The 9787-nt window shown below is 63.7% G+C and carries 12 protein-coding genes; 8 read left to right on the forward strand and 4 right to left on the reverse strand.

What is annotated here, in order from left to right; translation table 11 throughout:
* Both HY852_RS12985 and HY852_RS12990 read left to right on the forward strand, forming a co-directional pair.
* Positions 1 to 618 (forward strand): sigma-70 family RNA polymerase sigma factor (locus HY852_RS12985; protein ID WP_291605110.1); only part of this gene is annotated, 618 nt, incomplete at its 5' end.
* Positions 619 to 936: 318 nt separating this feature from the next.
* Positions 937 to 1851: a DUF817 domain-containing protein gene (locus tag HY852_RS12990; RefSeq protein WP_291605111.1), complete on the forward strand. Its 915-nt coding sequence runs from the start codon at positions 937 to 939 to the stop codon at positions 1849 to 1851.
* A 59-nt stretch (positions 1852 to 1910) separates the two neighbouring features.
* On the opposite strand, the gene HY852_RS12995 is transcribed toward HY852_RS12990, so the two are convergent.
* Positions 1911 to 2147, reverse strand: coding sequence for a hypothetical protein (locus HY852_RS12995; RefSeq protein ID WP_291605112.1), 237 nt, complete (start codon positions 2145 to 2147; stop codon positions 1911 to 1913).
* Between the two features lie 231 nt (positions 2148 to 2378).
* On the opposite strand from HY852_RS12995, the gene HY852_RS13000 reads away from it, so the two are divergent.
* Positions 2379 to 3065: a DUF6498-containing protein gene (locus HY852_RS13000; RefSeq protein ID WP_291605113.1), complete on the forward strand. Its 687-nt coding sequence runs from the start codon at positions 2379 to 2381 to the stop codon at positions 3063 to 3065.
* A gap of 445 nt (positions 3066 to 3510) precedes the next feature.
* Here HY852_RS13000 and HY852_RS13005 read toward each other — a convergent pair whose 3' ends face one another.
* Both HY852_RS13005 and HY852_RS13010 read right to left on the reverse strand, forming a co-directional pair.
* Positions 3511 to 3849, reverse strand: a complete 339-nt coding sequence (locus HY852_RS13005; RefSeq protein ID WP_291605114.1) for a hypothetical protein — start codon at positions 3847 to 3849, stop codon at positions 3511 to 3513.
* Positions 3850 to 4058: 209 nt separating this feature from the next.
* Positions 4059 to 4574, reverse strand: coding sequence for a hypothetical protein (locus HY852_RS13010; protein WP_291605115.1), 516 nt, complete (start codon positions 4572 to 4574; stop codon positions 4059 to 4061).
* A gap of 161 nt (positions 4575 to 4735) precedes the next feature.
* On the opposite strand from HY852_RS13010, the gene HY852_RS13015 reads away from it, so the two are divergent.
* The gene (locus HY852_RS13015; protein ID WP_291605116.1) at positions 4736 to 5542 is read left to right on the forward strand and encodes a lytic murein transglycosylase; all 807 of its coding nucleotides are present in this window, start codon (positions 4736 to 4738) and stop codon (positions 5540 to 5542) included.
* Positions 5543 to 5591: 49 nt separating this feature from the next.
* On the opposite strand, the gene HY852_RS13020 is transcribed toward HY852_RS13015, so the two are convergent.
* Positions 5592 to 5783 carry a hypothetical protein gene (locus HY852_RS13020; protein WP_291605117.1) on the reverse strand — a complete coding sequence of 64 codons (192 nt, stop codon included), beginning with the start codon at positions 5781 to 5783 and terminating at the stop codon, positions 5592 to 5594.
* Between the two features lie 199 nt (positions 5784 to 5982).
* Between HY852_RS13020 and HY852_RS13025 the strand changes: the two genes are divergently transcribed.
* From HY852_RS13025 to HY852_RS13040, 4 genes are all read left to right on the forward strand, one after another.
* Positions 5983 to 6360: a response regulator gene (locus HY852_RS13025; protein ID WP_291605118.1), complete on the forward strand. Its 378-nt coding sequence runs from the start codon at positions 5983 to 5985 to the stop codon at positions 6358 to 6360.
* 52 nt (positions 6361 to 6412) lie between these two features.
* Positions 6413 to 7024 (forward strand): LysE family translocator, encoded by a 612-nt coding sequence (locus HY852_RS13030; protein WP_291605119.1) that lies wholly within the window; start codon positions 6413 to 6415, stop codon positions 7022 to 7024.
* A 615-nt stretch (positions 7025 to 7639) separates the two neighbouring features.
* A complete protein-coding gene (locus tag HY852_RS13035) occupies positions 7640 to 8875 on the forward strand; it encodes a GGDEF domain-containing protein (RefSeq protein WP_291605120.1) in 1236 nt (411 codons plus the stop codon).
* A gap of 36 nt (positions 8876 to 8911) precedes the next feature.
* Entirely contained in the window at positions 8912 to 9535 is a 624-nt protein-coding gene (locus HY852_RS13040; RefSeq protein ID WP_291605121.1) for a peptidoglycan recognition family protein, read from the forward strand.
* Positions 9536 to 9787 lie beyond the last annotated feature (252 nt).

The raw sequence follows: 9787 nt of genomic DNA on the forward strand, positions 1-9787 counted from the left end.
AACATCGGCCTGATGAAGGCGGTCGACAAGTTCGAGTACCGCCGCGGCTACAAGTTCTCGACCTACGCCACGTGGTGGATCCGGCAGGCGATCACCCGCTCGATCGCCGACCAGGCGCGCACCATCCGCATCCCGGTGCACATGATCGAGACCATCAACAAGATCGTGCGCACCTCGCGCCAGATGCTCAACGAGATCGGCCGCGAGCCGACCCCGGAGGAGCTCGCCGAAAAGCTCGGCATGCCGCTGGAGAAGGTGCGCAAGGTCCTCAAGATCGCCAAGGAGCCGCTGTCGCTGGAGACGCCGGTCGGCGACGAGGAGGATTCGCACCTCGGGGATTTCATCGAGGACAAGAACGCGATCCTGCCCATCGACGCCGCGATCCAGTCGAACTTGCGCGAGACCACGACGCGCGTGCTCGCCTCGCTGACGCCGCGCGAAGAGCGCGTGCTGCGCATGCGCTTCGGTATCGGCATGAACACCGATCACACCTTGGAAGAAGTCGGCCAGCAGTTCTCGGTCACCCGCGAACGCATCCGCCAGATCGAAGCCAAGGCCCTCCGCAAGCTGAAGCATCCGTCGCGGTCAAGGAAGCTGCGGTCGTTCTTGGACAATTAGGAAGGCGCTGGGATTGGGCGTAGCGCCAAGACGGTTTAACGTGGCCACCAATTAGATTGGACGAAGCGGCGGGCCGAACTCCGCCGCTTTGATCTTTAAAGTTGTATTTTCCTGCCTCTCTCGATGCGCTATCGTCCTCCATAATGTCATACCACCGGGCAGACACGGTGGGCGAAAGCCCGCCGTTTCTTTTTTACTTCCCGGCTCTCGGCAAATTCTGCACAAACGCGCCCTTCTTTGACCGCGATCGCTGAGCACGTACCAGCCGTGCATCACACGTTCGACCAGAAGAGCGAAATCCACGAGTCAGCCCCCCGCATGTTGCGGGCGAGTGCCGCGGCGACCTGGCCACCACTTCGCCGGTTCATCGTCGGCGAATGGCGTCTGGGGCGATTCATGGCGCGGCGCCGGTCATCGGCGTGGCTTTACGAATTCCTTCGCTTCGGCATCAAGCAGGGGTGGGCGTGCCTGTTCGGCGGCATCGCGATCGCGTTGATGATTGCTACTTACCGGCTCTATCCGGCAACCGCACCGCTCGCGCGCTATGATTTCCTGTTTCTTTGCATGATCGCCGTTCAGCTCGCCTTGCTCGCGAGCCGCCTGGAGACGCTGGACGAAGCGAAGGTCATCGTGATCTACCATGTGGTCGGCACGGTGATGGAGATCTTCAAGACCTCGATGGGTTCATGGATCTATCCAGAGCCAAGCTTCTTCCGGATCAGCGGCGTGCCCCTGTTCACGGGGTTCATGTATTCCTGCATCGGCAGCTATCTGTGCCGCGCGTGGCGCCTGTTTGATTTCCGTTTTGGGCGCCATCCGTCGCGCCTGCCGCTCATTGCGCTGAGCGTTGCGATCTATCTCAATTTCTTTACGCACCACTACATGTCCGACCTGCGCGTCCTGCTCTTTGTCGCGGCGGCGCTGCTGTTCGGACGCACGACCATCTACTTCAAGGTCTGGGGCCATCACCGCTCGATGCCCCTGCTTCTCGGGCTGGTGCTGGTCTCGTTGTTCGTCTGGTTCGCCGAGAACATAGGAACCTACACGAAAATCTGGCTCTATCCGTCCCAGCAGCAGGCGTGGGCGTTGGTGTCGCCTGCCAAGTTTGGATCGTGGTTCCTGCTGCTCATCATCAGCTACACGTTGGTGAGCCTGATCAATGCGCCGCAGGCGATGATCGAGCCACAAGCAGCAAAGCCGATTTCGGACGAACCTGAGCGGAAGGCCGCGTAGCTCCGCACGCGCCTCGGCCGTGCGGGCGTCGCCGACGGAGGCCGATGCCAAATTAACGGCTATTTCTTCTTCGCGCCGACCCGGTCCAGCCTCTTGATCGCCAGCGGCGCGCGGCCGGATTTCTCGGCGATTTCGCGGTCCTGCTCCATGATATAGCCGCGGGCCGGTTCATCGCCGTCGAGGCCGCCGAGCAGCTCGGAAGGCACGCGCCGGTTGGAGCGTTGGCTGCCGTCCTCATAAACGACGTTGAAGAAGGCGAACTCGCCTTTGGGATTGGTCCCGGGTTTCTTGGCCATGGGCAGCTTGTCGTCGATAAGGGCGCTACTGTCAAAGCAAATAGCACCTCTTTCGGGTTTGACGTGCGCCCGGGATTGGTGCGCATCCGGCCGCGAGCAGGCCCAGGAGGAGCTTGCATGCCTCGGGATTCGAACCGGCGAAGTCGCTGGGACGACCCAACTGCAAGCAACCTGGCCTGCGACAGCAACACCCACTATCCTGGTCCTTCAATCGCCTCACGCCCTCCCGCAATGCCCATCCTCCTCCTCCACAACCTCCTGACCATCGCCGCCAATGCGCTGCCGGTGTACGGCCTGTTCTATCTCGGCGTCGATTCGTTTCAGGTGCTGATGCTGTATTGGATGGAGACCGCGATTGTCGGCTTCTGGATGGTGCTGACGCTGGCGCGGCTGCCGGAATCGATGCTCGGCGCGATCAAGGTCAACGGCCAGACGCGGCGGGCGACAAACAAGGATCTGGTCGAACTGTTCGGCATGGTCGTCCTCGGCTTCATGGCCGTGCACCTCTTGTTCCTGTGGGTGCTGTTTTCCGGCGACTGGCCGCGCAAGCTGACCGGTCCCGGCAGCTTCGTTCACGAATTCATCGTCGCGTCCGGCGCGTGGGCGCCGCTCGTCTTGATGTTCGTGGCCGGGTTTTTCAGGTTCTGTGCCTCGCCGGCGCGCCCGCGCCTTGTCGATGACATCGAAGCACGGCTCACCCCGAACAGACGGCGCGCGCAGGCCTCAGCCAAGTCCGAATCAGCCGAGTCCGAAGACGGCGTGGCGCCGGTGGTCGCGGGTACGCTCGGCCGCATCGTCATGATGCAGGTCGGCATCATCCTTGGAGCGATGCTGGTCCGCGCCTATGGCTATGGCAGCCAGACGCCGCTTCTCATCTTCATCGGATTGAAGACGCTGTTCGAGATGCGACGCCGTTGAGGTCTGCTCCCTCTCCCCGCAAGCGGCAGGGCGATTGCATATGACGCTATGGAGGCTGTGAACGGCGCGGCCTCATGGTTCGAGACGCGCCCTAAGCTGCGCTCCTCACCATGAGGGTCCCATATTTCGCCGCGAAACAAGACCTCATCCTGTTCAGAGGGTGTGAATCTTCTGAGTTTGCGACGTTCCAACCCTCATGGTGAGGAGCGCCGAAGGCGCGTCTCGAACCATGAGGCCCGGACCCGGGCCTTCATCCTTCGAGACGCTTGCTTCGCAAGCTCCTCAGGATGAGGAGATACGGCTCGCGCCTTGAGGAGCCCGCTGAAAGCGGGCGTCTCGAAGGATGGCCGCAAAGAAACTGCCACCAAGTTCGTTTTCAAATGCGATAGCCCTGCCGCTTGCGGGGCGAGGTGAGCGGAGTGCGTCATTGCAAAGCTTTCTTCTGTTACCCGTGCTTCCGCCTCACCTTCAGCCTCGCCAGCCGCAATCGGCGTCCGCCGCGCGGGCTGTCGTCGTCCGGTCGGCCGCCGACGGTCATGATGGCGGTGCCCATCGCCGCCGAGCCGAAGGTGATGAGGAAGGAGCCGAGCAGGAGGAAGATTGCAACTCCGGGGGCGCGGTCGGCGAGGATCAGATCGCGGATGCCGCCCGGGTTGAGCAAGAGCAGTCCGCCGACCAGCAGCACGGCGACAGCGGCGCCGGCCGCGAGGTTGATCGCGAGCAGACGAAACAGCGGCACGCGCAGGATGGCGAAGCGGGACGGTGGTTGCGTTGTGTCCGGCATGTCGATGGCCTCACGCACTCCCCGGTGCTCAGCCTATCACTCAGGTGCTGGGCTTCAACATTAAAGCTGCCGACGTTTCCTCCGTCATTCCGGGGCGGCCCGAAGGGCCGAACCCGGAATCCATCGCGCAACAGGCGATGCGGACAAATGGATTCCGGGCTCGGCCCTTCAGGCCGCCCCGGAATGACGGTGCGGAAAGATGGCGCGTCTCACGCCGCCGGCGCGAACGGCGATCCGCCGGCGGCGCGCTGGCTCGCGATCATGCTGCGCCACAGCGCGGCGATGCTCTGCTGCGTTTCCGGCGCGATCAGGCAATGGCCCTCATTGTCGAAGCCGCAGAAGCGCGCCGAAGGATCGTTGCGCACCTTGGCAAAGGCCTGGTTGATCATGTCGAGGCATTCCATCACTTCGCCGACGTTGTCGAGCGAGGCGTGGTGCAGGATGTCGATCAGGCGGAAGGCCATCACCGGCGGCTGGCCGTACGAAACGCCGGGGCGGCCGAACTCGAAGTACACGTGGACCGCCGGCAGCACGCCCTGGATCCGGGCGAGCACTTTGGTCGCTTCCTCCTCGCTGCAGGCGACGAGATGGGCGGCTTGCGGCGGCGGCGCGCTCGCGCTTTGCGCGGCAAGTCCCAGAGAGGAGATGACCTGCTGCTCGATCCATTGGCGGACCGGGGCCGGCGCGTTGCGGATCTGATCCGAGGTCAGGGTAATTCCGATCATGTCGGCTCTCCTTTGGCGCGCAGTCTAGGAAGGCGGGTCAAGAGCATATTGACGCGGATCAAACGGGATTGCGGTCGGTCACGGCTTACACTTTTGACGGGCGTGCGGTTCTTGGGCATGATCGCGGCCCGCTTCGTTCCACTCTTCCTGAGGATTTCGGCATGCTAAGGATGGGTCTGGCCGCATTTGGTGCGGTGTTGCTTGCTTGCGGATCGGCGCAGGCCGCGCGCTGCGGCGGTGATTTCAACAGCTTCATCTCCAGCATGGCAGCGGAGGCGCAGGCGGCCGGCATCTCGCCGGGCGTCGCCAGCGCGGCGCTGTCCGGGGTGACCGAGGACGGCAACGTGCTCGCCTTCGACCGGCGCCAGCGCTACACCTTCAACAAGACCTTCGAGCAGTATGTCTCGACCCGCGTCGGCCCGGGCCGCATCAACGGCGGGCGCGCCATGCTGCAGCGTCATGCCGCGCTGCTGGCGCGCATCGAGCAGCGTTTCGGCGTGCCGCGGCACATCCTGGTCGCGATCTGGGGCCTGGAGAGCGACTTCGGCAAGGGCGACACGGGCAAGCTGCCGGTGATCCGCACCCTGGCGACGCTGGCGCACGACTGCCGCCGTTCCGAACTGTTTCAGGGCGAGCTGCTGGCCGCGCTGAAGATCGTGCAGCGCGGCGACCTGTCGCTGCGCGACATGGTCGGCGCCTATGCCGGCGAGATCGGGCAGACCCAGTTCCTGCCCTCGTCCTACATCAAGTACGGTGTCGACTTCGACGGCGACGGCCGTGTCGATCTGCGGCGCAGCGTCGCCGACGTGCTGGCCTCGACCGCGAACCTCTTGCACACCAGCGGCTTCAAGATGGGTGCGTCCTATGACGAAGGCTCTGCCAACTTCGAGGCCATGCGCGAGTGGAACCGCGCCCGGATCTACCGCAAGACCATTGGCTACTTTGCCGATCGCCTGATCGGGCAGTGACGGCACCTTTCATCGCGGTGAAGCACTTCGCGCGCCACGCTCTCACCGGTCATGCCCCGGCCATGACGATGTTGATGCCGGTGTAGCGACCTACTCTCATCGTCATCGTCGGCGAAAGCGGGACGATCCAGTATTCCAGAGACAGGAATGGCCGCATCTGCGCGCGATAAGTTCCGGCGCGGGCGCGCGCACCGACGCCGTTTGCGGCCCTCGCCACCGTAATGACGCGGATCACGGTCATGCTGGTCCATTGATGAGGATCAAAGTGATGTCTACTTGTTGATAGAAGATCAAATCAAAGATCCGGCGCGAGCAGCGAGGGAACAGCTATCGCCCGTGATGGAAGAGTTCCTCAATTTTTCACTGGGAACCGAACCATTCAGCGGTTTCATTTTTAACCCATGACGCTTTTCGGAAGTGTCATCGTCAGGAGACCGAGCATGGCACAGGCAAGCCCGTTTCGCGCCACCGCGCTGGTCGTGGAGAATGACCCTGCCCAGCGGGACATGCTCTGCCTGCTGCTCGAGGAAAGTGGTTACGACGTGATCCAGTGCGAGAGCGCGGAAGAGGCGGCGCGCGTGCTCGAGCAGGATGGCGACACGGTCTGCTTCCTCATGACCGACGTGCAGCTCGCCGGCCCGATGGATGGCGTCGAACTCGCCTACCTCGCCAAGGAGTGCAACCCGAGGCTTGACGTCGTCGTCACCTCCGGTCGCCCGCTGGCGCACGAACTGCCGGATGGCGCGAAATTCTGGCCCAAGCCGTGGGCGCCACTGGACGTGCTGCGCGAAGCCGAGATCGCCGCCCAGCTGTCGTGATGGCCGCGGACCGCCGCTTTCGCGAGGCCGCACGGAATGATAATGACAGGGCATGTCGTGGTCCTTCCTCATCACCTCGCTAATCGTGATCGTCTCGCCCGGCACCGGCGTTCTCTATACGCTGGCCGCTGCGCTGGCGCGGGGATCGCGCGCTAGTATCGCCGCGGCTTTCGGCTGCACGCTCGGCATCATCCCGCACATGGCGGCCGCCATGTTTGGCCTCGCTGCCGTGCTCCATGCCAGCGCAGTCGCCTTTGCCGTGCTCAAATGGTGCGGCGTCGCCTATCTGCTCTACATGTCCTGGCAGGCCGTGCGCGAGAGCGGCGCGCTGGCCGTGGCCGGGCATATCAGGGAACGCTCGGCGGGCCGGGTGATCGCTACCGGCTTCCTGATCAACATCCTCAATCCGAAGCTCTCGATGTTCTTCCTCGCCTTCCTGCCGCAGTTCATCTCGGCGGACGAGGCAAGCCCGCTGGCGCGGATGCTGGAGCTGAGCGGATGGTTCATGGCGATGACGTTCGTGGTGTTCGTGATCTACGGCCTGTTTGCCGCGGGCGTCCGCGAGCATGTGATCGCGCGGCCGAAAGTGATGCAGTGGCTGCGCCGCAGCTTTGCCGCCGGATTCGCCGTCCTCGGCGCCAGGCTGGCGTTCGCCGAGCGCTAGGGGGCCCTGCACGCCGGCGGTTCGGCGGCCGGGCAGATGCGGTCAGCTGAAACAGAAAAGGCGGGCCGATGCCCGCCGCTTCAAATGACCTGCAACTATGTGGGAGCCCGGGCGGAGCGCGGCTCCACCCGGGCGAGAACAAGAAGGGTTACTTCTTCTTGGCCTTCTTCGCCTTTTTCGCCTTTTTCGCCTTCTTCGCTTTCTTAGCCATAGTATCCTCTCAGGGTTTAATGGATTGAACGCGATACAGAGGCATGCGGGCGGAGGGCCGACCTCGCAATATCCCCGATAGCAAACTCAGCAGATTCGCGGCGCGCTGCATTACGTCGTCACTTCGCCGTCATTCGTTATCCACAGCTGTTATGCGCTTTTTGGCGAGTTTTGCCTCGCAAGGCACGTCGGCCGCGCCGCGGCACGCCTCGCTTGCATCGTTACGTCCTGCTTAACCATGCCGGATTCCGCGCGCCGTATTTAACAATCCAAAACCAAAGCCTGTCTTTCATGAATCGCGGTGAGACTCGGTTAAGCGCGACCGGCCTACGCTGCCCTGCAAGAATACGGGGCGCCTTAGTCAAACAGAGGGGACGGGACCATACGGTTCCTGGGGATGAGACGATGTTGAACGTACCGACATTATGGACGGTGTTCGTCATCAACTTCCTCGCGCTTGGCCTGATCTGGGCCTACGTGATGCGGTCCTATCCCAAGCTTGAGGCGGCGCGGTTCTGGACCGCTTCCGCCTTCACCGCCGCAGCCGGCGCGATGATCTCGATGGGCCGCCTCGCGGTCGAATCTTTGCTGCCGTTGCTCGCCGGCGGCGCCACCATGATCCTGGCCGCCTGCCTTGCCGCTATGGGCATCAAGCGCTTCTACGACCGCCCGACCTCGTGGCGGAGTGCGATCCTGATCATCGGCGCGAGCATCGGGGCCACCGCCTTCTTCGCGTTCGTCTATGACAGCATGCCCCTGCGCGTGCTGTCCTATTCGGCGGGCCAGGCGCTGCCGCTGGTGCTGACGCTGAAACTGCTTCTTGCTCCGGCGGAGGGACGCGTCAATCACGGCGCCCGTCTTGCCGGCATCGTCGCCGCCCTGATCGTCGGCATTTACGGAATGCGGACGATCGGCAATTTCTTCGGTGCTGATTTCTCGATCCTCAGCGGCGGTATGGCGCCCTCGTTCCTGGTGCTGGCGATGCTGTTCCTGAGCATGGCCTTGAACTTCGGCTTCCTGCTGATGGTGATGGACCGGCTGCGCAACGAGGTCGCCGAGCTCGCGCTGATGGACGACCTAACCGGGGTCGCCAACCGGCGCCGCCTGGTGCAGCGCCTGACCGAGGAATGCGCCCGATCGCAGCGCAGCGGCGAGCCGTTCGCGCTGCTCGTGATCGATCTCGACGGCTTCAAGGCCGTCAACGACACCCACGGTCATGCCGCCGGCGATGCCTGCCTGCAATATTTCACGCTGATGGCGCAGACCCGGCTGCGCAAGAGCGACATGCTGGCGCGCACCGGGGGCGACGAGTTCTGCATCGTGCTGCCTTCCTCGACCGTGCGCGAAGGGGCCATGATCGCGCGGCGGGTGGTCGATGTCTGCCGCCAGGATGCGGCGACCTGCGTCGGCAACGACATTCCCATCGCGGTCTCCATCGGGGTGGCGCAATGGACCAAAGAGATCGGCGATTTCCCGGACCGGCTGATGGCCTGCGCGGACCAGGCGCTCTATGACGCCAAGAAGAAGGGCAAGAACGGCTATGCCGTCTACGATCCCGCGCCCGCGCTGGTACCGGAGCTCGCGGCCGAGGACGGCGCGACGGCCGCGGATCCCACCTCGGTCGAGCGCAGATGCGCCTGACGTGCTAATACTGCGACGTCCACCGGACCCCGCAACATGAGCCTTCGCCTGATGGTAGCGGCGCTCGCCGCCGCCGTGTCCTTCTCGTCGGCATCGGCGCAGAACGCTTATCTTTCCGCCATCGCGCGCTCGTCGGGCACGCCCGATATTCCGGGCCTCAAGGTCGTCTGGCTCGCGCCGTGGGGCGATGTGGCGAAGGCGCATGCCTGGCGCAACATCATCGTGCACCAGACCGAGGGGCCGGCGGGTTCGGCGCGCATTGGCGCGCTGGAGCAGTCGAAGAACCCGACCCGGCGGGGCGTGACGGTGTGGGTGGAGACCGACGGCACGGTCTACTGGGCGGTCGCCGAAAATCTCGTTCCGACCCATGGCGACGGCGCCAACCGCAACGACAACAAGTACATCAACAACGCCTCGACCTATCGCCAGGTGGTCCGGGACAATTCGATCGGCGTGGAATTCGCCGGCAATTATCCCGACGTGGCGAAAGGGCCGACCGAAGCGCAGATCGCGGCCTGGCGCATTCTCGTGCGCGTGCTTCGCGCGCGCTATAACATCCCCCTCGATCGCGTCTACGCGCACAACTGGATCGACTACAAGGATGCGCGCTATTGCGAAGGCTGCGAGCTTGCGACCCTGGCGCGGCAAGGGGGAGAGTAGGGCTGCCGAAGCGGGATGAATCCTGCTCGCCCTCGGTTGGGCGGCACGCCCGATATCGCTAGCCCCGCAAGCTGCAGGGCGATCTCATATGACGCTATGGAGGCTGTGAATGGCGCGGCCTCATGGTTCGAGACGCGCCCTAAGCGGCGCTCCTCACCATGAGGGTCCAATATTTCGCCGCGAAACAAGACCTCATCCTGAGGAGCCCGCTGAAAGCGGGCGTCTCGAAGGATGGCCGCGAAGAAACTGCCA

Origin of the sequence: Bradyrhizobium sp. (assembly GCF_016213215.1) — a bacterium.
In the GTDB taxonomy this organism is placed as follows: Bacteria; Pseudomonadota; Alphaproteobacteria; order Rhizobiales; family Xanthobacteraceae; genus Bradyrhizobium.

Excerpts from the sequence above, each read along its gene's own strand:
- HY852_RS13035 (WP_291605120.1), top strand. The coding sequence starts at position 7,640 with ATGTTGAACGTACCGACATTATGGACGGTGTTCGTCATCAACTTCCTC.
- HY852_RS13025 (WP_291605118.1), top strand. The coding sequence starts at position 5,983 with ATGGCACAGGCAAGCCCGTTTCGCGCCACCGCGCTGGTCGTGGAGAAT.
- HY852_RS13015 (WP_291605116.1), top strand. The coding sequence starts at position 4,736 with ATGCTAAGGATGGGTCTGGCCGCATTTGGTGCGGTGTTGCTTGCTTGC.
- HY852_RS12990 (WP_291605111.1), top strand. The coding sequence starts at position 937 with ATGTTGCGGGCGAGTGCCGCGGCGACCTGGCCACCACTTCGCCGGTTC.
- HY852_RS13030 (WP_291605119.1), top strand. The coding sequence starts at position 6,413 with ATGTCGTGGTCCTTCCTCATCACCTCGCTAATCGTGATCGTCTCGCCC.
- HY852_RS13040 (WP_291605121.1), top strand. The coding sequence starts at position 8,912 with ATGAGCCTTCGCCTGATGGTAGCGGCGCTCGCCGCCGCCGTGTCCTTC.
- HY852_RS12995 (WP_291605112.1), bottom strand. The coding sequence starts at position 2,147 with ATGGCCAAGAAACCCGGGACCAATCCCAAAGGCGAGTTCGCCTTCTTC.
- HY852_RS13000 (WP_291605113.1), top strand. The coding sequence starts at position 2,379 with ATGCCCATCCTCCTCCTCCACAACCTCCTGACCATCGCCGCCAATGCG.
- HY852_RS13010 (WP_291605115.1), bottom strand. The coding sequence starts at position 4,574 with ATGATCGGAATTACCCTGACCTCGGATCAGATCCGCAACGCGCCGGCC.
- HY852_RS13020 (WP_291605117.1), bottom strand. The coding sequence starts at position 5,783 with ATGACCGTGATCCGCGTCATTACGGTGGCGAGGGCCGCAAACGGCGTC.
- HY852_RS13005 (WP_291605114.1), bottom strand. The coding sequence starts at position 3,849 with ATGCCGGACACAACGCAACCACCGTCCCGCTTCGCCATCCTGCGCGTG.